We start from the raw sequence: 22,958 nt of genomic DNA, 5'->3' as shown, positions 1-22,958 counted from the left end.
ATTATCGATCAATTAACTGTATCGATTTTGAACAATCCTTTAGCCATTGGTATGGTTTCAGGAATTATTATGGGTGACATCACTACAGGTCTTGCCGTAGGATCCACCCTGCAATTGATGGTCCTTGGGGTATCAACCTATGGTGGTGCTTCAATGCCTGACTTTATGACTGGTGCGATCGTTGGTACCGTTTATGCCGTTTTATCTGGTAAAGGTATTCAATTTGCGATCGGTTTAGCCGTTCCAGTTGGTTTATTAATGGTGCAACTCGATGTGCTTGCTCGATTCATCAACACCATCTTCCAACACAGAATGGACAAATTTATTAAGGAAAACAATCCAGATGCAGCCGCAAGAAACGCCCTTTGGGGAACTTTCTCATGGGGACTTTCACGTGCGATCCCTGTCTTCATTCTTTTAATTGTTGGTAACGATGTTGTCAGAATGATCTTACACATCATCCCTACTTGGTTAACTAACGGTCTTAAAGTTTCCGGTGGTATCTTACCTGTTGTTGGTATCGCTATCTTGCTTAGATACTTACCAACTAAGCGTTTCATTTCATATTTAGCAATTGGTTTTATCGCAGCTTCCTACATGAAGATTCCGATGCTTGGTGTTGCCTTACTAGGTGCAGCTCTTGCCTACATTCACTACCAACGCGAAGTTGCTAAATTAGAAGAAAAACCTGCTACTACAAACACAAATAATACAGAAAGTGAGGAATATGAAAATGACGAAGGCGAATACGAAAACTAATTCAGGTAAGTTAACCAAGAGAGATTTATTCAGAGCTAACTGGCGTTGGCTTTGGGGCAGTCAATTATCTTGGAACTACGAAAGAATGATGGCACCTGGTTACTTCTACGCTGTCTTGCCTTTTCTTAAGCGCTGGTACAAAGACGACGAATTAGTCGAAATGATGCAGATGCAAACTCAATTTTTCAACGTTAACGCTTATGTTGGTAACTTCATCATTGGTGTTGACTTAGCCCTTGAAGAAAGTCAAGGTATAAAGTCTAAAGATACTGTTGCTGGTATTAAGACTGGTTTAATGGGACCACTTGCCGGTATTGGTGACACGATCTTTAGTGCGATTATTCCAACTATCTGTGGTTCAATTGGTGCTTACATGGGACTTAGAGGCAATCCACTTGGTTCTATCCTTTGGATCCTTGTTGATCTTATCATCTTGTTCCTTCGTTTTTCATTCTTGCCAATGGGTTACTACCAAGGTACTAAGTTGATCGATTCAGCTTCTGGTAAGTTGAATGCTATCACTGACTCAGCTATTTTGCTTGGTGTAACGGTGGTTGGTGCGTTGATCCCTACCGTTATTAAGGCGAAAGTACCATACGTTTTCCATACCGGTAAAATCACGCTGAAGATGCAAACAATTTTAAACCAAATCATGCCATCCTTGGTACCAGTACTACTCGTAACACTTGTTTACTGGCTACTTGGTAAGAAAGGCGTTACATCAACTAAGATGATCTGGTTCGTCTTGATCCTCGGTATCATCTTATCATACTTCCACATTTTGGGTTAAAGACAAAAAAGAAGCTCCTTACGGAGCTCTTTTTTAATGCTTATGTTTATTTCTCAAGTAAACTATTCCCCCGGCAATAAGAACAATAATTCCCGCAAAGAGAAATAAATAGCCGACCAGAATCAAATAGAAGTTTTCGTGTAAAAAGCCTTGCTTATCAACGTATTCTACCGAATTAGCCTTGATAAAGAAACAAACAAATCCAAGAATCATCAAGAATCCACCAATCAAGGTCGTAATCATATTGTACTTAGCTTTGCGGTTTTCATCAGTATCTTTAATCAATTTTTGTGTCATCTTGTTCATATTATCGTCTCCTAAAATTAACTGATCTAGTGAGATGTGAAAGACACGATTGATCTCGATCAACATTTCTAAGTCGAGCAAATTGCGGTTATTTTTCCAGTTGGACACCGCCTGTCTTGTAACGTGCAATTTTTTTGCATACTGCACCTGCGACAGATTATTTTCCTTTCTTAGCTGCTTAATTTGATCACTAAATTCCATCTCTTTCACCTCATAAATTAATTTTGGCAGAACTATATAAACCTAACAAGAAAGCACTGCTTGCATAAACGACAGCAGTGCTTTCCTTTTTATTTCTCGACCCTAGCTTGATAAAAGCCAAAGCTCATTTGACGTAAAATTTTAATGAAACTATTTTTATCTAATCTTTCACCAGTCGTCAAAGCTTCAAATTCTCCATCTGGATCCTTCAACTTCTGGTCTGTTCTATGGAAACCATTTCTCTCGTAGAACTTCAGCCGACTAACACGTTGCTTGTAATTTTTTACCTTCTTAGTTACCGGTTCAATATCGATCACGATTTGCTTATCTGGGAAGTTATCTTCCAGCATAGTCAAAATCTTGGAACCATATCCTTGTCCGCGCAACTTTTCACTGACTGCTAAATAAGTCAGGTAGACGGTGTTGTCATTTTCAGCATAATAGGTAATGCCGCAGAACTTGCCATCATCATAAATTGCGTGAAACTTTACATTACGGTGAAGTGACATTGCTAATAGTGAAAACATTGAGAATCTTTCCCATTCAGGGAATGCCTTCATGTACAACTGCTTAGCGTCACGATATGCTTTTGTACCCCATCGGGCGGGCTTAGAATCTAAAATAGTATCCTTCTTTTCTATTAAACTAAAAAATATAATATTTTTACACACATATTTTATCAAAAAAATACGATAACAAGCAAAAAGAACAGATCATTCGACCTGTTCTTTTTATCTATGTTATATAATTTTCATTTAAATCAACTTGTACTTCTTAAGCAATTCTTCTACGTAGGTGCCTTTAACCTTCTTGAGCATCCCCTTAATTGCCAACTTCTCAGGCATTGGCAAATCAAGATCTTTGAGCTTCTTTTGATCGTTCAAGTAGTACATCGCATTCATCAACATTCTGACATCAAAGGCAGAAGCAAATACTTCAGGTACGCCACGATCAATATCAAGCAATGTATAGACAGCTTCCATCGCAGTTCTAACTGAATATTCAGTAGTAAAGACGGTGTCTCTTGGTGTTTCCGCAAAGTTACCGATGAAGGCTAAGTTCTTTGAATGATCTGGAACTACCTTCGGTCTGTCGCCTAATGCTCTTGGCATAAAATATGAAGTAATATATGGCATGTGTGCTGGAATAGTAGTTGCAGCTGCAGCCATTTCAGGAATTCTTTCTTCAGGAACACCCATGTGGTAAAGCCATTCTTCACACAATTCAATGCCATTACAGTCAGGCATGGTCTTTTCTACATAATTACCCTTAGTGTCTGAGAACAAACCATAAAGCCAAACAATCAATTCATTTGGCTTTTGTGCCTTAAAGTGTGGTTGACGACTAATTGAGTAACCTAATAACCAGTTAGAATCCTTAATCGTAGTTGGACCACTAGTAACAATTGAGCCACTATGTGGATCCTTCTTATTAACTGCTTCAATAAATGGCACGATATCATTATTCTTAAAGGTAATCGTAGCTGACATTCTCCAGTTAGCCTTTGGAATATCCTTGCAGAAGACGTCTGGATGACCAAAGTCTTCATCTTGAGCAGCTAAATTCTTCCATAATTGCCAGCTCGCACCTAATTCATGCTCTTCTGGAGCTGGGTGGAGGTTGTCACCATAAGTGGTGCTTTCAGTAATTGAACCGTTAGTAACAAAGACAAGGTCGTTTTCAGTTAAATCAATATTCTTCTTTTCGCCATTTTCGGTTAAAATAATTTGTTTAGCAACCTTTTCACCGTTTGAACGGTTAACAAAGATGTTGTCAACAACAGTGTTGTAGTGGAATTGAACACCACGGTCTTTCAAGTATTTAACCATTGGCAAAATCAATGATTCGTATTGGTTATACTTGGTAAAGCGTAGTGATGACAAGTTCTTAAGAGTAGCAACGTGTTGAACGAAACGCATCAAGTAACGACGCATTTCCATTGCACTTGCCCATGGCTCAAAGGCAAACATAGTTGACCAGTAAAGCCAGAAGTTAGATTGGAAGAATTCCTTGTCAAAGACCTCATTAATCTTCTTGTTTTGCAAATCTTTTTCTGGAGTTAAGCAAAGATCAACGATTTCTTTGACAGCCTTTGGAGTAAGGAGCAATTGGCCATCTGTTGGGAGAGCTTCGCCGCGGTTAACGATGACACGAGTCTTAGCGTAACTTGGATCTCTTCTGTTCAAGCGGTAAAATTCATCAAGGACAGATTCGTCTTTGTTTTCTGGTGATGGAATTGATCTAAATAGGTCCCACAAACATTCAAAGTGTGGCTCCATTTCACGACCACCACGGATGATGTAACTTTCTTTTTGTTTATTATAAATACCGTCCATTGAGCCACCAGGCAGACCTAATTCTTCAAAGATATGAATTCTCTCACCCTTCATGTGACCGTCACGGATTAAAAATACAGCACTAGCAAGTGCGGCCAAACCTGAACCGACGATATATGCTGATTTTTGATCAACGTCTTTTGGCTTACTTGCGTTTACGAAAGCTTCATAATTACCATTGCTATAATGCATAGATCAACACCTCTTTCAAATAATCCTTACACTTGTAACCATCTACAATTATAATAATAGTGTAAGCGTTTTCACTTGTCAATATTTACTTATAGAGGGATGAATTTCTATGAATATGAAAATCGTACGTACTCAGCAGCAGATTGAACAATCTCTTTTTTCATTGCTACAAAAAAAGCCTTACGCAGAGATCCCCATTGCTGAGATTACACGTAAGGCAGATGTTTCGCGGACTTCTTTTTACCGCAATTATGAAAATAAAGATTCAGTATTAGCACAATTTTTGGCTAATCAGTATCAAAAATTTATCGATGACATTAACGAGCATAAATTAAAGTCGCTGACTGAGCAGTTGACCGTTTACTTAATTTTTTCAAAGAGAATCCAAATACTATGAAAACCTTGCTTGATGCGGGATTCGAAGGCAGTTTGCTTAACTTGCAAACGCGCTATTTAAGGAAGCTCTTCACCGTTTATCACCCGAATTTAAACTTGCCAGATTATGCTATCGCTTATCAGTCTGGCAGTATTTACATGCTGCTGGTCTGGTGGGTAAAGCAGGATTATGTAACGCCATTAGCAGAACTGACGGCCTATGCAGAAAAGCACATTATACTTTAGTGATCCCTTTTATACTAAAAAAGCTAATCCCAATCGGAATTAGCTTTTTCATTTACTATTGCAGTTTCTTCTGTTTTTTGCCAAAGTTGAAGTAAAAGTTCAAAACAAGTGCAATGACCAGCAAAATCACTGATACCAACATAATCTCCTTAATACCTGAATGGAAAATATCTCTCATCGTTGGCACTAAATTCTGTGGCAACAATTTCGCACTCTTAGCATCACTCAACTTGTTCATCATCGTAATCGTAATGCCTGGATGACTGCTTACACCACTAGCCAAATTCAAGTTCATGATTACGCCATACACAGCGGCCATCACAGTCTGCGCCAAAATTCTAATCAAATATGAAGTTGAGGTAGCCGTGGCCATGTTCTTAAGTCCAGCGTCGATTTGCACCTTCAATTGCAAGGCAACGAAGATAAAACCAACTCCGATACCTGAAAAAGCACCGATAGCAGCCAAAAGTTGGATCGGCGTGTGCAAGTCCGCAAAGAACATGCCTGCCGAAGAAATAAGCATTGCAAAAATACCGATGAAGACCAGCTTAAAGGTGGTCAAGTGATCTTGAATTGCAGCCACGCTTTGTGAAGCAATGATTTCCACAATTGAGTTTGGAATCAAGGTCATCCCACCAAGAAGTGCTGATAAACCGAGAAGCGCCTGTGCCCACATTGGCAAATAAGTGTTAACGGCGATAAATGCGCCCCAAGTGAAGGCAAATAAAAGAAAGTCACCATCTAGATCTTTATTCTTGAACAAAGACACCGGAATAATTGGATTTTGCGCATGATTTTCACGGATAAAAAACAATACGATAAAGACCAAGCTGACGATGATCAAACTAATGACAATCCAGCTAGCGGTCAAACCGACTAATTGCACGCCCATCAAGAATGGAAGCAATCCGATTACCAATAAACTTGCGCCTGGAATATCGAAGACTGGCGTTTGCTTTGGCGTAACTGGCTTGTAGTAGATCAAGCAGATTAAAAATGCAATCAAGCCAATTGGGATATTGATGTAGAAGACCCAGTGCCATGAAAAAGCATCGATCAGCCAACCACCAATAAGTGGCCCTAAAATAGCGGCACCGTTCCAACTAGCGGTTAAATAGCCCAGGACCTTAGTTCTAGTCTTAATGTTTTTAAAAACGTAACCAGCGATGATATAAGGTAGTGACCCCATACCACCGGCACCAACACCCATGATAAATCTAGAACATAGGAAGAAGATGATATTTGGCGCCATACCTTGCAAGACAGAACCGATAACAAACAGTGCCAGTGAGATTTCAAAGGCACGTTTATTGGTGATCTTTTCCCCTACCTTGGTCCAGATGGGAATGGAAATGGACATCCCCAGCAAAAAGATAGCGACAATCCAACCCATGAATTGGATTCCGTGCAGGGATGCAACAATCGCTGGAATCGCCGTGTTAATAATCGTACCATCTAGTCCAGACATCACATTGCCCAGCATCAACGCGATGGTAACCATCGTAACTTGCTTCTTATTCATTCAAACCCCTCTCAACTTCAAAATAAAAACGCTAGATAAATCATCATCTAACGTTTTTGGGTAAAAAAATATGGAGGATACAGGGCTCGAACCTGTGACCTCCTGCTTGTAAGGCAGATGCTCTCCCAGCTGAGCTAATCCTCCATTATGGGGCGGAATGTGGGATTCGAACCCACGCATGCTGGATCCACAAACCAGTGTGTTAACCCCTTCACCAATTCCGCCATATTACGGTCCATGTGGGATTTGAACCCACGATCTCCTCCGTGACAGGGAGGCGAGATAAACCACTGCTCCAATGGACCAATCAAAGGAGGATGTGGGATTTGAACCCACGCGCGGCAGAACCGCCTAACGGTTTTCAAAACCGTCCCCTTAAGCCACTTGGGTAATCCTCCATAGCCGAACAGGTATTATTATACTAGACTGAGGAAAAAGCGCAAGTGTTTTTTGTAAAAAAATACAGATATTGCAATTTAAGCAATATCTGCAGTCTTTTTTAGTCACGTAAATTCTTTTGGTAGAGCAAGTATTTGTATTCTTTGCCGACGATTTCAACGAATCTTTCGGTTGCGATGTTGCGCCAGCCGAAGTGTTCATAAAATCCTTGAGCCTTTTCATTACCATCAAGGCACCATAAATAAATCTTGCCGTAGCCCATCTTCTTCAATTCGTTTTCTGCGGCGTTAAGCAAGGTCTTGCCGACATTATAACCTTGAAAATCTGGTTCAACGTATAAGGCCATCAATTCACCGCAACCAAGCATTCTGGTATCACGTGGGCGGCCATAGCTGACAGCAGCGCGCACAATATTTTTGTCGTCTTCAAAAATCAGATTGTGACGGCCGCTCTCATTAAATCTCTTAACCCAGGCATTTTCTGGAATATTGTCTAAAAATTCAGCGGGCAAAATTCCCTTATATACATCTTGCCAACATTTTTGAAAAAGTTTACTAGTTTGTCTTGCTTCGTCTTCAGAAATTAACGGTTTAATAATCATTTTTCTACTTTACTTCTTTGTCAAAACAGTAACGGCTTCAACATGTGGAGTCTGTGGGAACATATCAACGGGATCGATGCGATCAAATTCATAGCCCTGTTCTTGGAACAGTTGCAAATCACGGACCATGGTTGCAGGGTTACATGAAATATAAACAACCTTTTCAGGACCAGTCTTCGCAGTCGCATCAATAAATTCAGGCGTTAAACCTTTTCTAGGTGGGTCAACGAAAACAACATCGGTCTTAAGACCTTGCTTAGCCCAACGTGGCATAATTTCTTCGGCCTTACCCAAGTAATACTTAGCGTTATCGATGTCGTTCAACTTAGCATTATCCTTGGCATCTTTAATGGCATCCCGTACAACTTCGATTCCGCGGACCGCCTTCACGTGCTTAGCCACACTTAAGCCGATTGTCCCAATACCTGAATAAGCATCAATCACAACGTCGCTTGGCTTCAAATCAGCCTTCTTAATAGCCAAATCGTACAAGCGTGGTGTTTGCAATGAATTGATTTGGAAGAAACTTTGTGGTGAAATTCTGAATTTCAAATCACCAATTTGATCAGTAATTTGATCGTTACCCAAGACCAAGTAGTCCTTCTTACCCAAAATTACGTTGGTCTTCTTAGGGTTGTGGTTCAAAATCAAGCCAGTAACACCAGGAATTTGGCTCACTTCAGCAGCAACGCCCAAAAGTTGTGGGAAGTCATTGTGCAAGCAGACCAAAATGACCATGATCTCGCCAGTTGCCTTACTTCTACGCACGTCAAGATAGCGTACTTCACCTTTATGATTGATTTCATCATAAGCAGGCACTCTATATTTACGTAAAATATCACGTACGGCAACAAGCACACGGTCGATTTCAGGATCAGTAGTAAAGAAATTAGTCAGTGGCACTAAGTCGTGTGAATGACGTCTGAAAAAGCCGATCTCAAGCTGACCATTGATTTCACGCACTGGCACTTGTGCCTTGTTACGGTAGCCTGTTTGTTCAGGACTTGGCAAAGTTTGCCCTACTTCAATGTCATCTAAGTGCGCCTTTTTAAGCAAGTTAACTACTTGATTACGCTTAAATTCAAGTTGCTTGTCATATTTGATATGTGCCAAAGATGCCAAGCCAGTTTGCACCCATTGGTTAAGCTTGATCTTTACTCGATCTGGGCTCTCTTTCTTAATTTTTTCGATTTTGGCAAAAGCAAAGTTCTTTTTGACCTTTAAAATTTTTGCACTAACGATTTCACCTGGAAGAGCGTTAGTAACGAAGACTGTCAAACCTTCATAGTGAGCAACCCCCATTGCTTCGTATGAGAGGTCGGTAATCTCTAAGTCAACAATTTGGTTTTTCTTCATGTATTATCTTCAACCTTTTTAATAAATCAATACTGTAATCATTATAATACTTGACTAGTTTTGTGTCTTGAAAATTATTTTTCATGAAAAGTATTGACATACATTTTTAATATTGCTATCATAATTTCCAACAATTAACGAAAACAGTAGCTACTTCGCTCAGCGTTCAGAGAACTGGTGGTAGGTGCGAACCAGACAGGCGAAGCTAGACGAATTACATCGTAATTTTTATCGCTCGGAAATATTCAGAACCGTTACCATCTGATAGAGATTCAAGTACTTAGACTTGAAAGAGTGGGTGGTACCACGGCTATCGTCGTCCCGTTGACTTAGGTCAGCGGGGCTTTTTTATTTGGAGGAATAGAAATATGGAAAAAAAGAAGGTATCTTTTGCAGAATCAATTATCATTCTGATAGTTCTACTAGCTATCTTGGGTGTTTCCGTAATTAAATTCGGTTTGTCCCCAGAAGTGCCAGTTTTGTTCACTGTACTACTTCTTACCTTTTGGGCAAGATTGCGCGGCTTTAGTTGGCAAGACGTTCAAAACGGGATTAAAGAAGGTATCGGCGTTGCGATCATTCCTATCTTCATCTTCATGTTGATCGGTGCCTTAATTGGTGTTTGGATCAAAGCCGGAATCATCCCTTCCATCATGGTTCTTGGTTTTAACATGATCAGTGGTAGTTTCTTCGTACCATCGGTCTTCATCGTTTGTTCAATCGTTGGTGTCGCCATCGGTAGTGGTTTTACCACCATCTCAACTGTCGGGATTGCCTTGTTTGGTATCGGTTCAAGTATGGGTGCCAACCCTGCCTTAGTTGCCGGTGCTATCATCTCCGGTGCGGTATTCGGCGATAAAATGTCTCCTTTGTCAGACTCAACCAACTTGTCATCAGCCGTTGCCGAAAGTGAACTTTTCTCACACATCAAGAACATGATGTGGTCCACTATTCCTTCATTCGTCGTATCACTTATTCTGTTCTGGATCTTGGGTAACAGCGGCCATATGGACCCAACCAAGATTGAACGTACCTCACAAGTTTTACAAAACAACTTCACCATTTCATGGTGGGCACTTTTGCCAATCGTTCTTATGTTGATCTGTGCTTGGCGTAAGATCCCTGCAATTCCTACTTTGTTCATGAACATTGCAATTACTGTGGTCATGATCTTTATCCAAAGTCCTCATGAATCTGCTCAATCATTGAACAACTTGATCATGAACGGTTTCGTTGCCAAAACTAGCGATGCTTCAGTTAACGCATTGCTTACCCGTGGTGGTATTTCCAGCATGATGGCTACTGTAGCGCTCATCATTTCAACTTTGTCACTTGGTGGGATGCTCATGAAGTTCAACATCGTGCAAAGTGCGATGGAACCACTCGTTAAGCATCTGAACAAACCTGGTCGTTTAATCACCGTAACTATTCTTTCAGGTATTTGTATCAACCTCTTCGTTGGTGAACAATACTTATCAGTAATTTTGCCTGGTCGTGCATTCAAGCCAGCCTTTGATAAAATCGGTCTTTCACCATTAGCACTTAGTCGTGTACTTGAAGATGGTGGTAGTGTTATCAACTACTTAATTCCTTGGGGCGTTGCCGGTTCATTCGCTGCATCTGCATTGGGTGTACCTGTGCTTCAATTCTTGCCATTCGTCTTCTTCAGCTTGTTATCACCTGTCTTCTCAATCTTTAGTGGTGTTACAGGCATCGGCTTAAAATGGGCTAAGAAAAACAAATAATTGGATATAACTAGATATTAAAAAGGGTCTGCAATTAATTTTGCAGGCCTTTTAATTATTCATATCATACATGCGAACTTGCGCTTTTTTATATTCTTTTGAATTACGATAATCATCATACAAAATATCCGTCACAATCACCTGATTATTTTGCTCTTCAAAAACAATTTTTTGTTGCAATTCAGAATTATCTTTGCGGCTTACCGAACTGCTTCGACTCAATCTTAAATCATCAAGTTCCCTATCAATAAAGGTCTTTTGCGAACCAGTTAAAATGTCATATTTCTTTTTAGCATTTTCTGTAAAGAATAATTTTCTCACTTCATCTGCCGCATAACTCTTATCAGGATGGTCGCTACGCTCGCCGCGCACTTCACTATCAGTATATTTCTTATCCATAAAAATCACTTCCTTATTTCAAGGATAGCAAGATCTTCAAGAAAGTGTTAAGTATTTGCCCAAAGATCCAAAAAATTTATAATTTTTAAACAAATACGTTAAAATAGATAAGACAATTAAATAGAAAGAGTGACATATATATGGACAACATGAACTTTTCAAGTCCTGAACGTCGCCAAGTTCACGACGTCTCAGAAGTTAATGGTTTTCTTTCCAAGATGTATAGCTACATGGGCTTAGCTGTTCTTGTATCAGCTATCACCGCATTTTTGACCATGACTGTTTTCAGAGCAGCTGTAATGCAAATGCCAACTGCATTGATGTGGATTATTCTGATCGTACCTCTTGGTTTATCAATGGGGATCAGCTTCAGAGCTACAAGAAATCCAGTTGCTGGCTTTGTAATGTTAATGATTCTGGCTGTCATCTACGGATTTGAATTTGCACTTTTAGCTGGTTTCTACACTGGCGCTCAAATCAGTACGGCATTCCTTTCTTCAGCTGCTGTCTTTGGTGCAATGGCCATCTTCGGTACATTTACTAAGAGAGATTTAAACAACTTAGGTTCTTACATGGGCGCTGCTTTGATTGGTTTGCTTGTAGCTATGATTGTTAATATTTTCTTGCGCAACTCAGTTGCTTCATTCGTATTCTCAATCATCGGTGTTATAATCTTCACTGGCTTGACCGCTTATGATGCACAAAAGATGAAGAGCATCTACAACAACTACGGCAGCCAAGTTCCTACTAACGGCCTTGCTGTATTGGGTGCTTTACAACTTTACTTAGACTTCATTAACATCTTCTTGTTCTTGCTTCAAATCTTTGGCATGGGCAACGACCGTAACTAATTTAATGAAGATAAGAAAATACCTGTTGGTTTTTACACCAACAGGATTTTTTATTGCTCTGTTTTTTCTTCTTTATTAGGAACCATGCTGCTCATCAATTCTACCGGAGACTGGTGTAAGAATGCCATAATGCTCTGACGCATATCATATGGTAAAAGAATATCGCCATAATTTAACAAAACTTCAACCAGCCCAATCATACTGTGAACGAAGACTTGGACATTAATTGTCATGAGGGTCCGTTCCTTTTCGGTGAGCTTTAACTGAGGATTCCCGGCCATAGTGCCAACACGCTGCATAAATTCATCGCAACTTGCTTTAAAGATTTTACGTAAATTGCAATATTAAAATTATTTAATTTGATATTTTTTCACCTTACCAAAAGGTTCCTTTTGTACATAGACAGTCCACTGTCCATGTGACTTTTGCGCACTAACTGAGTAATGACAAGCCATTTTGGTTGAATACTTTTGTGTGTCATTTTTCTAATAACCCTTTTCAGAATTAAATAGAAAAAATAAGAATCTAGGAAATTCCCAGATTCTTATCATCATTATTTACCAACGTAGAATTCAATTCTTTGTTGTAAATTATGGAATTCAACTGGACAATATCCACCAATTTCACCATCAAGGTTAACTGGCAAATCTCGTCCTGAATTCTTACCAATAAGTTCAGCCTTTAAGCTTCTAGTTTTGGTATAGATGATGTTAGGATCATCAACGTGCTTACCATTCAAAGCCAAAGCCATCAACTTCATCATGCTGACAGGATCTGAAGGCTTAACAACGATCAATTGGAAAAGTCCGTCACTAAGTTGCGCATCAGGCATAACTTGTTCAAAACCACCAATTGAGTTGGTCATTCCCAACAAGAACATTGAGAGCTTGCCTTCATAAACGCCATCATCATAAGTTAAACGCATTTCGTTCTCAGTTAAGTGAGGCAACATTTCTGCACCCTTAATGAGGTAAGCTGCATAACCTAAAGCTGATTTTACTTCGGATGGCACGCCATATGTTAATTCTGTTAAAGAACCGCTGGCAGCAATATTTACAAAATATTGAGTTTGATCACCAAAAACCGCTTTACCGATATCCATCTTGCGTGTCTTATTCTTCAAAATAACCTTTGCGGCATCCGGAATATTGTCACGTGGGATAGCTAATGCACGGGCATAATCGTTAGTCGTACCTGCTGGAATAATTGCCATCTTAGGTCTCTTATCTAAAAAGGCAATCCCATTAACTACTTCATTGATTGTCCCGTCACCACCGGCTGCAACGATCAGGTCAAAACCTTCTTTTGCAGCACGCGTAGCTTCATTGCGAGCACTATTTTGTTCAGGTGTAGTTCTAAACGCACTAGCTTCATAGCCAGCTTGCTCTAACACATCTAAAATATCGGCCACGTTTTTGGGCATCTGCTCGTGACCGGATACAGGATTATAAATTAATCTTGCTTTACTAGTCATAATTACTACCTTAACGTTCTAAAAATTAACGACTTTGCAATTCTTGGTTAAGCAACTTGTTAACCATCTTAGGGTTAGCCTTACCACGAGTTTGTTTCATGATTTGACCAACTAAGTAACCAATTGCACGGTCCTTACCATTCTTAAAGTCTTCTACTGATTGTGGGTTATCGTCAACAACCTTCTTAACCATTGGTGCTAAGACTGAAGTATCTGACAATTGAACCATACCATTATCTTCAACGTACTTCTTAGGATCAGTACCGTTAGCAATAGTTTCAGCAAAGACCTTCTTAGCGATCTTGGATGAAATAGTACCATCCTTGATCAATTGGATCATTTCTGCCAAGTGTTCTGGAGTAAGTTTAATGTCGTTCAAACCTACACGGTGGTCGTTCAAGTAACCATTTACTTGAGTGTTCATCCAGTTAGCAGCAAGAGTTGGATCAGCACCAGCTGCAACTGCTGCGTCGAAGAAGTCTGAACTTTCCTTAGTTTGAAGCAAAACATTTGCGTCGTATGGCTTCAAACCGTACTTGTTTACATAGTCATCGTAACGATCAAATGGGCTCTTTGGAAGTTCCTTAGCAATTTGATCGATCCATTCTTGACTAATGTGGTCAGGAGCAATATCTGGTTCTGGGAAGTAACGGTAGTCAGAATCACCTTCCTTAACACGTTCCAAAACAGTCTTACCAGTTGCTTCGTCGAAACGACGAGTTGAAAGTTGGATGTGACCACCAGCTAAAAGAACTTGTTCTTGACGCTTTTCTTCGTAAGCAAGTGAACGACGTACATGGTCAAATGAGTTCAAGTTCTTCATTTCAACCTTAGTACCAAGTTCCTTTTGACCTGCAGGACGGATGGAAATGTTGGTATCAACACGCATTGAACCTTCTTCCATCTTAACGTCTGAAGCACCAGTAAATTGAACGATCTTACGTAATTTTTCAAGGTATGCGTAAGCTTCTTCTGGGTCTTCCATGTCAGGTTCAGAAACAACTTCAAGAAGTGGAACACCTTGACGGTTTAAGTCAACGTATGAGAAACCGTTAGTTCCGTGAGTGTTCTTACCGGCATCTTCTTCGATGTGCATTTCGTGGATACCGATTCTCTTCTTCTTACCGCGAACTTCAACTTCGATGTAACCATCACGAGCAAGTGGTTGGAAGAACTGAGTAATCTGGTAAGCCTTTGGGTTATCAGGATAGAAGTAGTTCTTACGGTCAAAGTGAGTAGTTGGCAAAATGTGAGCATGAGTAGCAATGGCAACCATAATACCTAAACGGTAAACGTTCTTGTTAACCATTGGCAAAGTACCAGGCATAGCCCAGTCAATAACATTAGTCTCCGTGTTTTGTTCAGCACCGTAGGTTACTGGTGAAGGAGAGAAAATCTTGCTCTTTGTCTTTAATTCGAAGTGGACTTCAAGTCCGATAGTCGATTTAAAATTCATTCAATTAATCCTCCATTCCAGTTGGTGTTTTTTCGTAAAACTTGTTGCTGCGTTCAATAAAGTCAGCAGTCTTGAAGACGTTACCTTCATCAAAGCGCTTAGCCATAATTTGTAAGCCGACAGGCATACCATCAACTAAACCAGCTGGAACACTAGCTGCAGGAATACCTGCTAAGTTGGCAGAAATAGTCAAAATATCGTTGTTGTACATCTTGATTGGGTCAGAAACTTCTTCGCCAATACCAAATGCAGGTTCAGTAGTAGTAGGTCCAACGATTACGTCATTTTCAGCAAAGATCTTGTCAAAGTCATTGCAAATTAATGTTCTAACCTTAGCAGCTTGTCTGAAGAATCTGTCGTATGAACCGGCTGAAAGTGCAAATGAACCAAGCATGATACGACGCTTAACTTCTGTACCGAAGCCTTCTGAACGTGACTTAACGTAAACGTCAAGCAAGTTCTTAGTATCCTTAGCACGGTAGCCGTAACGAATACCATCGTATCTTTGCAAGTTTGATGAAGCTTCACTTGAAGCGATGATGTAGTAGTCAGGAACAACGTACTTAGTGTGTGGCAATGATACTTCGTTGATGATTGCGCCAGCATCCTTTAAAGTATCGATTTGCTTTTGGATAACTTCACGCATTTCACCGCTAACTGCTTCCATGTATTCCTTAGGAACAGCTACGCGAAGGCCCTTAACGTCTTGACCAATAAACTTGGTAAAGTCAGGAACTTCACGAGTTGAAACAGTTGAGTCGTGTTCGTCTGCACCAGCAATAACATTCAATACTTCTGCTGAGTCCTTAACGCGCTTAGTCATTACACCGATTTGGTCAAGTGAAGAACCAAATGCGATAAGACCCCAACGAGATACACGGCCGTAAGTTGGCTTAATACCAAAAATGCCGTTGAATGCAGCTGGTTGACGAATTGAACCACCAGTATCTGAACCAAGGGCTGCAACAACTTGACCACCGGCAACTGCAGCTGCAGAACCACCGGATGAACCACCAGGAACCTTGTCTAAGTTCCATGGGTTGTGAGTAGCACCGTAGTATGAGTGTTCAGTTGATGAACCCATAGCGAATTCATCCATGTTGGTCTTACCTACAAAGGTTACGCCAGCCTTCTTAAGCTTAGAAATAACTGTTGCGTCGTACATTGGCATGTAATTGTACAAAATGTGACTAGCAGCAGTAGTCTTAATACCGTTAGTGATAATGTTGTCCTTGATAGCAATTGGAATACCTGCTAACTTGCTCTTTGAGTAGTCAAGGTTTTCTGCAGGCTTTGCATCATCTAAAACAGTGATCCAAGCGTTTAACTTCTTATCTGTATCCTTAATGTTTGCCACAGTGTCTTTAGCTAACTTATCTGCTGACAAGTCACCGCTGGCAAGCTTTTTGTTTAATGAATCAATATCTTCGTTTAAGTAATTCATTACTCGTCCTCATCCTTATTAATAATTACAGGAACCTTAATGTAGCCGTTAGCCTTTTCAGGAACGTTTGCCATTAATGTTTCTCTAGTTTGTCCTTGCCAGTGTTCAGGTTTATCTTCTCTGAAGACAGTATCACGATCAACAACTTGGACAGTTTCATCAACACCTTCAGTATCAACTTCGCTAAGTTGATCAGCCATGTTGATGATTGATCCCATTTGATCAGTAAATTTATCTAATTCTTCCTCATTAAACGCAAGTCGCGAGAGAGTCGCAACGTGTTTAATGGTATCTTTTGTGATTTCCACGCAAATACCTCCTATTCGCCGCCATAAACATGGACTTGATAATCACTATCGCCGGTTTCCTTGGCAATTAATGCTTGAACATCGTCAACCGATCCAATCCTAATTTCAATTGGAATATTGTTAGGCAAATACTTCTTTGCTGTTGACAAAGCTAAACGAGTAAAACTTTGAATTTGCTCGTAGCCATAAAACTGGGTCGTTACTGAAATATTTTCTTGAGCCAGCTTGCCATTATCATAACGCAAAGTTGCCGTTACCCCACTAATATTAGGGAAATAATTTTGAATAGACGTCTTGAAATCATTAAAGTGCGATGCGTCGTTGCTATTAATTGCCTTTTCATTACCAGTTGTCGGTAAAATCTGTATTTTTTCCGACACGGATTTCCATTTAGTTATTTTACTACTATTAGACGCCGCTGTCCCGTAAGCGAAGTAAGTTCCGCCAACTAATGAGTCTTTTCCGGTCTTTGAGAACAAACCAACGGTAATTGGAATATTCTTCAAAGCCTTCTTTTTACGCAAACGAGCGACGATTTCATTAGCCATCTTCTCGCCTTGTGCGCGTTGTTCAGCTCTTGAAATATCGGTTTGGAATTCTGCACCATTCCGCTTCTTTTGGAAGTAGTCAACGGAATTCATGGCCAGACCCAAACTCATACCGCCAATTGAATACTTAGAACCGGAACCGGTCAAGTAATCTTGTTCAATAATTTCTTCCAAATAAATTGGATTTCTGGTATCAGTACCGGTCTTGCCGTTATTAACAGGGTTCAAGCCCTTGGGATTAGATTTTGATTTTCTGGTTAGCCAATCGGTAACCGTTGAAGAATCCAAATATTGACCTTCTTGGAAAACGTATTGGTTAGTTGAAAATTGATTCTTAGAAATTTGAATCAAACCACGTTCAAGTTCACGCGTATCTACTGAGTTGTCGTTATCAGTAGCAGTCAAACCAGAAATAGGGCTAGTAACGTAGCGGCCGTTCTTTAACAAAACGCTGTAGCCGCTATTGCCCGTATTAGTTGTTTGATAACTTTTTCTCTTAGTTGTAGAAGTAGTTGTCGCATTGTTGGCTAAACTTGAGTCCTTTAGTCTGCCACAGCCACTTAGGGTAATCATCACCCCAGCCAAAGCCATAATCTGCAAATATTTTTTCACAATAATTGTCCCTTTATTCAATTTGTGCGATTGCTTCTTCTTCGGTTAAAAGCGGAATTCCCAGTTGCTCGGCCTTATTGTACTTAGATCCGGCATCCTTACCATAAATTACATAATTGGTCTTCTTAGAAACTGAGCCGGTAACCTTAGCACCTAAGGCTTGCAACTTCTTGGTAAATTCACTTCTTGTATAATGCTCTAATTTTCCAGTTAATACAACCGTTTTATCTTTGAATGGGTTATCAGGTGCAGCTTCTTCATCTTCACCGAGGTAATCCATGTTCAAACCACTTTCGCGCAATTCTTCAATCAGCTTTTGTACTTCAGGCTGAGCAAAATACGTAGTCATCGATTCGGCAATCGTCATGCCTATTGTATCTATTGAAGCAATATCTTGCACCCCTTGAGCCATAATCTTTGACAGATTTTTAAATTTTTGGGCGATTAAACGGGCTGCTTTTGCTCCAACGTGATCAATTCCAAGGCCTGTAATTAACAATTCTACTGAATTTGACTTGGAATTATCAATTGCAGTAAGCAAATTATTGATCGATTTTTCCTTAAAGTGATCAAGCTCGGCCAAATCATCGGCAGTTAAGTGGTAAAGATCGGCAACGTTGTGCACCAAATCCTTGGCAATTAACTGCTTAACGATCTTAGGACCTAAGCCGGCAATATTCATCGCAGGACGCGATGCAAAGTGGGTAATTCCTTCTTCTACTTGGGCTGGACAAGATGGGTTAATGCAGCGAAGAGCTACTTCGTCTTCTAAGTGAACCAGTTTTTGACCACATGATGGACAAGTATCAGGAATCTTGTAAGGCTCTGAATCTGCTGGACGCTTTGCTAAAACAACTTCAGAAATTTCTGGAATGATGTCGCCGGCCTTGTGCAATTTAACCGTATCGCCAATGCGAACGCCCTTTTCATTTAAATAGTCAGGGTTGTGCAGCGAAGCTCTAGCAACAGTTGTACCAGCAAGTTGAACGGGATCCATCACAGCAGTTGGCGTTACGACACCGGTACGGCCAACCGTCCAAACGATGTCGCGGACAATTGTCTCTTGTTCTTCTGGTGGGAACTTATAAGCAATTTCCCAACGTGGCACTTTTACGGTATTACCCAATTCTTGTTCAATGTTTAAATCATCAATCTTCAATACGATCCCATCGATGCCATAGGTCAAACTGTTACGCTTAGCCGTATATTCATCAATAAAGTCAAAGATCTCATCAAGCGTAGCTAATTTACGACCGGTTTCATTAGTGTGAAAACCTAATTCGTGCATACGCTCAATGGCTTGGTGCTGGCTAGTAATACCTTCTGGTGGATTAACCCAAGTATAGATAAAGGTGCTCAGTTGACGCTTCTTCGTTACCTTAGGGTCAAGCTGACGAAGCGAACCGGCTGCGGCGTTACGTGGATTGGCAAAAACGCTCAAACCTTGTTCTTCACGCTCTTCGTTAAGCTTGGCAAAGGCTTCCTTGCCCATGTAACATTCGCCACGCACTTCCGTAGTCAAAGGCTCTGGCAAAGTTTGCGGAATGTCGGCAATGTAATGCGCGTTAGCCGTTACATCTTCACCTACATAACCGTTACCACGAGTCGAAGCACGAACCAACTTACCGTTTTCATATTCAAGCGATAATGACAAACCATCGATCTTTAATTCGACGTTGTATTCAACGGGGTGGCCAACCAATTTTTGCATCCGTTGGTCAAATTCTTTCAATTCTTCTTTTGAAAAGACATCCCCCATTGAAAGCATAGGAATCGGGTGCTCAACTTTAGTAAAATCGTTGTCAATTTGTCCACCAACTCTTTGCGTAATTGAATCGGGTGTGACTATCTCTGGGAACTCTTTTTCGAGTTCAAGCAAACGATTATAGCTTTGATCATAGACATTATCTTCAACTTCAGGTGCATCTTTTGAGTAGTATGCATCGGCCCATTCATTCAATTGGGTTCTAAGTGAAGCAGCCTCTTTTTTGGCTTCATCAAGAGTAATTTCTGCCATTTTTGCCCTCCTGATTAAAATCTCATTTATTCCAATTATACCTTCTTAATTGGCGCAAACGCAGCCAAAAGTCTCTTAATGCCCTTACCTGGAAAGGCAATATCAAGTTCCATGTCTTCGCCAGTGCCATTGACCTTGGTTACTACGCCGCGGCCCCAAGCTTTGTGTTCTACTTGATCACCAACGCTCCAGCCCTTCTTTTCGGCACCGACAGCACCGCTGGCTTTTTTAGCAGTATAAACTGTGGCACGAGCACGTTCTGCCTTTCTAGCAAAAGGAGCAGAAGTAGCCGCAAAGCTGGACTTGATAAAACTGCCTTCGAGCTTTTCGTTTTCTTCTTTATGAAGGTCCTTAGAATCAATTTCATCCAAAAATCTTGAAGGCGGATTGTTCTGCATTCTGCCGTACATCATACGTGAGTAGGCATTAGTTAAGAACAGTTCTTGCTTGGCACGGGTAATACCAACATAAGCCAAACGTCGCTCTTCTTCTAATTCATTATCGTCCATCATTGATCTTTGCAATGGGAAGAGGCCATCTTCCATGCCGATCAAGAAGACAACTGGGAATTCTAGACCCTTAGCAGCGTGCAAAGTCATCAAGGCTACTTGGTTATCGTCTTCGTCTAGATCGTCTTGGTCGCTTAAAAGTGATACTTCAGCTAAGAAGTCGCTTAGTGGATTAGAATCGTCTTCTTCAGGTTCGTAATGATCGTCAAAACGTTTGGTTACAGATAAGAATTCGTCCAAGTTCTCAAGACGTGTCTCAGATTCAATGGTATTTTCAGCCTTTAAAGCATCAGTATAATCAAAGTCTTCTAAGATTTTTTCGGTTAAACCGGTAACGCTGCTAGTTTGCGCATAAGCAATCGCATCCCTCAGCTTTGCGCCAAAGTCGCTCAACTTCTTAGCAGCTCGCGTACTAATTGGACTTTCTGCCACATGGTCCATCGCATCTAAAACGGTGTAGTGGTTGTCATCAGCAAATGTTAACAACTTATCCACAGTTGCAGCACCAATTCCACGCTTAGGCGTATTGATGATGCGGTTCATGCTCATCGTATCGGCAGGGTTAGCCACCAACTTCAAATAAGCCATGACATCCTTAATTTCTTTTCTGTCGTAGAACTTGTGACCACCAACAATTTGGTAAGGAATGTTTGACTTAACAAAAGCTTCTTCGACTGTACGCGATTGGGCGTTAGTACGATAAAGAATGGCAAAATTCTTGTAAGAACGGTGCTTGTCCTTAACTTCTTCTTGGATCTTGGAAATAATGTAGTGCGCTTCATCATCGCCGCTTTGAGCTTGGTAGTAAGTAACCTTTTGCCCTTCGCCTTGATCAGTCCACAAGTTCTTGTCCTTGCGGTTTTGGTTGTTCTTAATCACTGAGTTAGCGGCAGACAAAATGTGGCCAGTTGAACGGTAATTTTGTTCTAGCTTGACGGTTCTTACACCATCTTTTTGGTAATCATGCTCAAAGTTCATGATGTTTTCCATATTAGCGCCACGCCAGCCGTAAATTGACTGATCAGCATCCCCAACAACGCAGATATTCTTATATTGGGCAGCCAAAGCATGACACAATTGGTATTGTGCTTCGTTAGTATCCTGGTATTCGTCAACCAAAATATAGCGGAACTTGTTTTGGTAATAATGCAGCGTTTCTGGATCTTTTTTAAACAAAACCAAGGTCTGCATGATCAAATCGTCAAAGTCCATGATTTGATCTCTGCGCAATCTTCTTTGGTATTCCTTGTAGATCTTGGCCGCCATCTTTTCAAAAGGTGAAGAAGCAGTAGTTTCAAATGCTTCTGGATCAAGCAAGTCGTTCTTACCGTTAGAAATTGCAGCTAAAACGCCACGTGGGTCGTACATCTTAGGATTAATGTTCAAGTCCTTTTCGATGTGCTTCACCAAAGTCAATTGTTCAGCTGAGTCCGCAATTGAAAAGTTGTGGCTGTAGCCAATCTTGTCCGCATCCCTACGCAAAATTCTGACGCAGAGGGCATGGAAAGTTGACATCCAAATATTCTCGGCAGCTGGGCCAAGCAACTTTTGTTCACGTTCACGCATTTCAGTTGCGGCTTTGTTAGTGAAGGTAATGGCCAAAATATTCCATGGTGCCACTTGATTTTCTTCAACTAAGTAAGCAATACGCCTTGTCAACACAGAAGTTTTGCCTGAACCCGCGCCAGCAACAACCAAAAGCGGACCTTCGGTCGTCTCGACAGCTTTCTTTTGTTGCGGATTCAAACCAGCTAAGATAGATTTTTCGCTCATTATTGTCCCCTTCACAAAAAATAATTCATTAATGCAACTTAAACATTATACCAAAAAAGCAACGAACATTCGTTGCTTTAAAGATTTACTTATCATATTTTTCGAGGTCAAATTGTTCAATTAAATTAATCAATTTGTCAGCGTAATCCGGATCGGTCGCGTAGCCATCGGTAACCAAAGCCTTGGCCTGCGTCTTATAATCCTTTGACGCTAAAACGTGCTTATATTGGTCGTGGTTCCACGTTGTCCCGTTTTGGAATAATCTAGCATGGGCACGAATAGAAGCCTCGTATGAGTCGTATATTTGGAAACGCGCCTTCACAGTCACCCACTTGTCCTTAACGTATTCTTTTGTCGTCATCACGGCCGAAGTATTCGGGTTAGTCCCCTTAACGCCGAATAAGTTGTTGTACTTTTGCGATAAATCGCTTTGGCCATAATTACTTTCAAGGCAGGCCTGAGCAATCGTGATACTTGGCAAAAGATCATAAGACTTGTCGACCTCACGCGCAATTGGCCCGATCTTTTTAATAAAAGCTTTTCTTTGTTTAAGTAATTTTACCTGTTCTTGCTGGCGCTGCAACTGCGCTTGTCTGATCTGCTCAGATTGAATTGCATAGCGTCTGTAGTAACGAAAGCCCACGAAGGCAATCATCAACACAAACAAAATAATAAATACGCGAACAACTAACTTTACACTTTTTGGTATTCTTGATTTACGCTTTTTTGCCATAATTCC

At 40.6% G+C, this 22,958-nt stretch carries 20 protein-coding genes, 4 tRNA genes and 1 pseudogene; 5 read left to right on the top strand and 20 right to left on the bottom strand.

Annotated elements, in window-relative coordinates; translation table 11 throughout:
• Both WS44_RS03975 and WS44_RS03970 read left to right on the top strand, forming a co-directional pair.
• Window positions 1-759 (top strand): PTS sugar transporter subunit IIC (locus WS44_RS03975; RefSeq protein WP_288145682.1); only part of this gene is annotated, 759 nt, incomplete at its 5' end.
• Window positions 734-1,549, top strand: coding sequence for a PTS system mannose/fructose/sorbose family transporter subunit IID (locus WS44_RS03970; RefSeq protein ID WP_014565646.1), 816 nt, complete (start codon window positions 734-736; stop codon window positions 1,547-1,549). The genes WS44_RS03975 and WS44_RS03970, both read left to right, overlap by 26 nt.
• A 33-nt stretch (window positions 1,550-1,582) precedes the next feature.
• Here WS44_RS03970 and WS44_RS03965 read toward each other — a convergent pair whose 3' ends face one another.
• From WS44_RS03965 to WS44_RS03955, 3 genes are all read right to left on the bottom strand, one after another.
• A complete protein-coding gene (locus WS44_RS03965; RefSeq protein WP_046433230.1) occupies window positions 1,583-2,056 on the bottom strand; it encodes a DUF3955 domain-containing protein in 474 nt (157 codons plus the stop codon).
• 89 nt (window positions 2,057-2,145) lie between these two features.
• Window positions 2,146-2,622 carry a GNAT family N-acetyltransferase gene (locus tag WS44_RS03960; RefSeq protein WP_081456847.1) on the bottom strand — a complete coding sequence of 159 codons (477 nt, stop codon included), beginning with the start codon at window positions 2,620-2,622 and terminating at the stop codon, window positions 2,146-2,148.
• A 189-nt stretch (window positions 2,623-2,811) separates the two neighbouring features.
• A complete protein-coding gene (locus WS44_RS03955; protein ID WP_046433226.1) occupies window positions 2,812-4,584 on the bottom strand; it encodes an oleate hydratase in 1,773 nt (590 codons plus the stop codon).
• 109 nt (window positions 4,585-4,693) lie between these two features.
• On the opposite strand from WS44_RS03955, the pseudogene WS44_RS10260 reads away from it, so the two are divergent.
• A pseudogene (locus WS44_RS10260) lies at window positions 4,694-5,205 on the top strand (TetR/AcrR family transcriptional regulator).
• 55 nt (window positions 5,206-5,260) lie between these two features.
• Here WS44_RS10260 and WS44_RS03945 read toward each other — a convergent pair.
• The 7 genes from WS44_RS03945 to rlmD all read right to left on the bottom strand — a co-directional run bounded on the left by WS44_RS03945 (window position 5,261) and on the right by rlmD (window position 9,083).
• Complete coding sequence (locus WS44_RS03945) at window positions 5,261-6,727, bottom strand: MFS transporter (RefSeq protein WP_046433224.1); 1,467 nt, start codon at window positions 6,725-6,727, stop codon at window positions 5,261-5,263.
• 71 nt (window positions 6,728-6,798) lie between these two features.
• Window positions 6,799-6,871 (bottom strand) — tRNA-Val (locus WS44_RS03940).
• Window positions 6,872-6,875: 4 nt separating this feature from the next.
• Window positions 6,876-6,951 (bottom strand) — tRNA-His (locus WS44_RS03935).
• A gap of 7 nt (window positions 6,952-6,958) precedes the next feature.
• Window positions 6,959-7,032: transfer RNA gene (locus WS44_RS03930), tRNA-Asp, on the bottom strand.
• 6 nt (window positions 7,033-7,038) lie between these two features.
• Window positions 7,039-7,125: transfer RNA gene (locus WS44_RS03925), tRNA-Ser, on the bottom strand.
• 101 nt (window positions 7,126-7,226) lie between these two features.
• Complete coding sequence (locus tag WS44_RS03920; protein ID WP_013437368.1) at window positions 7,227-7,727, bottom strand: GNAT family N-acetyltransferase; 501 nt, start codon at window positions 7,725-7,727, stop codon at window positions 7,227-7,229.
• A 9-nt stretch (window positions 7,728-7,736) separates the two neighbouring features.
• Window positions 7,737-9,083 (bottom strand): 23S rRNA (uracil(1939)-C(5))-methyltransferase RlmD, encoded by a 1,347-nt coding sequence (rlmD, locus tag WS44_RS03915; protein ID WP_014565643.1) that lies wholly within the window; start codon window positions 9,081-9,083, stop codon window positions 7,737-7,739.
• 368 nt (window positions 9,084-9,451) lie between these two features.
• Between rlmD and nhaC the strand changes: the two genes are divergently transcribed.
• Window positions 9,452-10,828 carry a Na+/H+ antiporter NhaC gene (gene nhaC / locus WS44_RS03910; RefSeq protein WP_013437366.1) on the top strand — a complete coding sequence of 459 codons (1,377 nt, stop codon included), beginning with the start codon at window positions 9,452-9,454 and terminating at the stop codon, window positions 10,826-10,828.
• A gap of 51 nt (window positions 10,829-10,879) precedes the next feature.
• Here nhaC and WS44_RS03905 read toward each other — a convergent pair whose 3' ends face one another.
• Window positions 10,880-11,227 carry a hypothetical protein gene (locus WS44_RS03905; RefSeq protein ID WP_013437365.1) on the bottom strand — a complete coding sequence of 116 codons (348 nt, stop codon included), beginning with the start codon at window positions 11,225-11,227 and terminating at the stop codon, window positions 10,880-10,882.
• A gap of 140 nt (window positions 11,228-11,367) precedes the next feature.
• On the opposite strand from WS44_RS03905, the gene WS44_RS03900 reads away from it, so the two are divergent.
• Window positions 11,368-12,078, top strand: coding sequence for a Bax inhibitor-1/YccA family protein (locus tag WS44_RS03900; RefSeq protein WP_013437364.1), 711 nt, complete (start codon window positions 11,368-11,370; stop codon window positions 12,076-12,078).
• Window positions 12,079-12,128: 50 nt separating this feature from the next.
• Here WS44_RS03900 and WS44_RS03895 read toward each other — a convergent pair whose 3' ends face one another.
• The 9 genes from WS44_RS03895 to WS44_RS03855 all read right to left on the bottom strand — a co-directional run bounded on the left by WS44_RS03895 (window position 12,129) and on the right by WS44_RS03855 (window position 22,952).
• Window positions 12,129-12,311 carry a hypothetical protein gene (locus WS44_RS03895; RefSeq protein WP_236945320.1) on the bottom strand — a complete coding sequence of 61 codons (183 nt, stop codon included), beginning with the start codon at window positions 12,309-12,311 and terminating at the stop codon, window positions 12,129-12,131.
• Between the two features lie 320 nt (window positions 12,312-12,631).
• Window positions 12,632-13,552: a diacylglycerol kinase family lipid kinase gene (locus tag WS44_RS03890; protein WP_013437362.1), complete on the bottom strand. Its 921-nt coding sequence runs from the start codon at window positions 13,550-13,552 to the stop codon at window positions 12,632-12,634.
• 25 nt (window positions 13,553-13,577) lie between these two features.
• Entirely contained in the window at window positions 13,578-15,008 is a 1,431-nt protein-coding gene (gene gatB / locus WS44_RS03885; protein WP_013437361.1) for an Asp-tRNA(Asn)/Glu-tRNA(Gln) amidotransferase subunit GatB, read from the bottom strand.
• 4 nt (window positions 15,009-15,012) lie between these two features.
• The gene (gene gatA, locus WS44_RS03880) at window positions 15,013-16,452 is read right to left on the bottom strand and encodes an Asp-tRNA(Asn)/Glu-tRNA(Gln) amidotransferase subunit GatA (protein WP_013437360.1); all 1,440 of its coding nucleotides are present in this window, start codon (window positions 16,450-16,452) and stop codon (window positions 15,013-15,015) included.
• Entirely contained in the window at window positions 16,452-16,760 is a 309-nt protein-coding gene (gene gatC / locus WS44_RS03875; RefSeq protein ID WP_013437359.1) for an Asp-tRNA(Asn)/Glu-tRNA(Gln) amidotransferase subunit GatC, read from the bottom strand. Before gatC ends, gatA begins: the two co-directional genes overlap by 1 nt.
• 11 nt (window positions 16,761-16,771) lie before the next feature.
• Window positions 16,772-17,920: a CamS family sex pheromone protein gene (locus tag WS44_RS03870; protein ID WP_022087426.1), complete on the bottom strand. Its 1,149-nt coding sequence runs from the start codon at window positions 17,918-17,920 to the stop codon at window positions 16,772-16,774.
• A gap of 13 nt (window positions 17,921-17,933) precedes the next feature.
• Window positions 17,934-19,937, bottom strand: coding sequence for an NAD-dependent DNA ligase LigA (gene ligA / locus WS44_RS03865; protein WP_013641606.1), 2,004 nt, complete (start codon window positions 19,935-19,937; stop codon window positions 17,934-17,936).
• A gap of 35 nt (window positions 19,938-19,972) precedes the next feature.
• Window positions 19,973-22,219: a DNA helicase PcrA gene (pcrA, locus tag WS44_RS03860; RefSeq protein ID WP_013641605.1), complete on the bottom strand. Its 2,247-nt coding sequence runs from the start codon at window positions 22,217-22,219 to the stop codon at window positions 19,973-19,975.
• Window positions 22,220-22,304: 85 nt separating this feature from the next.
• Window positions 22,305-22,952 carry a glycoside hydrolase family 73 protein gene (locus WS44_RS03855; protein WP_013437355.1) on the bottom strand — a complete coding sequence of 216 codons (648 nt, stop codon included), beginning with the start codon at window positions 22,950-22,952 and terminating at the stop codon, window positions 22,305-22,307.
• Window positions 22,953-22,958 lie beyond the last annotated feature (6 nt).

It is taken from the genome of Lactobacillus sp. N54.MGS-719, from assembly GCF_000980505.1.
In the GTDB taxonomy this organism is placed as follows: domain Bacteria; phylum Bacillota; class Bacilli; order Lactobacillales; family Lactobacillaceae; genus Lactobacillus; species Lactobacillus amylovorus.
The sequence above is the reverse complement of the archived record's forward strand: the minus strand, read 5'-3'. Positions and strand labels throughout refer to the sequence as shown.

Coding starts and splice junctions, on each gene's coding strand:
- WS44_RS03970 (WP_014565646.1), top strand. CDS start 734: ATGACGAAGGCGAATACGAAAACTAATTCAGGTAAGTTAACCAAGAGA.
- WS44_RS03965 (WP_046433230.1), bottom strand. CDS start 2,056: ATGGAATTTAGTGATCAAATTAAGCAGCTAAGAAAGGAAAATAATCTG.
- WS44_RS03955 (WP_046433226.1), bottom strand. CDS start 4,584: ATGCATTATAGCAATGGTAATTATGAAGCTTTCGTAAACGCAAGTAAG.
- WS44_RS03945 (WP_046433224.1), bottom strand. CDS start 6,727: ATGAATAAGAAGCAAGTTACGATGGTTACCATCGCGTTGATGCTGGGC.
- WS44_RS03920 (WP_013437368.1), bottom strand. CDS start 7,727: ATGATTATTAAACCGTTAATTTCTGAAGACGAAGCAAGACAAACTAGT.
- rlmD (WP_014565643.1), bottom strand. CDS start 9,083: ATGAAGAAAAACCAAATTGTTGACTTAGAGATTACCGACCTCTCATAC.
- nhaC (WP_013437366.1), top strand. CDS start 9,452: ATGGAAAAAAAGAAGGTATCTTTTGCAGAATCAATTATCATTCTGATA.
- WS44_RS03905 (WP_013437365.1), bottom strand. CDS start 11,227: ATGGATAAGAAATATACTGATAGTGAAGTGCGCGGCGAGCGTAGCGAC.
- WS44_RS03900 (WP_013437364.1), top strand. CDS start 11,368: ATGGACAACATGAACTTTTCAAGTCCTGAACGTCGCCAAGTTCACGAC.
- WS44_RS03895 (WP_236945320.1), bottom strand. CDS start 12,311: ATGACAATTAATGTCCAAGTCTTCGTTCACAGTATGATTGGGCTGGTT.
- WS44_RS03890 (WP_013437362.1), bottom strand. CDS start 13,552: ATGACTAGTAAAGCAAGATTAATTTATAATCCTGTATCCGGTCACGAG.
- gatB (WP_013437361.1), bottom strand. CDS start 15,008: ATGAATTTTAAATCGACTATCGGACTTGAAGTCCACTTCGAATTAAAG.
- gatA (WP_013437360.1), bottom strand. CDS start 16,452: ATGAATTACTTAAACGAAGATATTGATTCATTAAACAAAAAGCTTGCC.
- ligA (WP_013641606.1), bottom strand. CDS start 19,937: ATGGCAGAAATTACTCTTGATGAAGCCAAAAAAGAGGCTGCTTCACTT.
- pcrA (WP_013641605.1), bottom strand. CDS start 22,219: ATGAGCGAAAAATCTATCTTAGCTGGTTTGAATCCGCAACAAAAGAAA.
- WS44_RS03855 (WP_013437355.1), bottom strand. CDS start 22,952: ATGGCAAAAAAGCGTAAATCAAGAATACCAAAAAGTGTAAAGTTAGTT.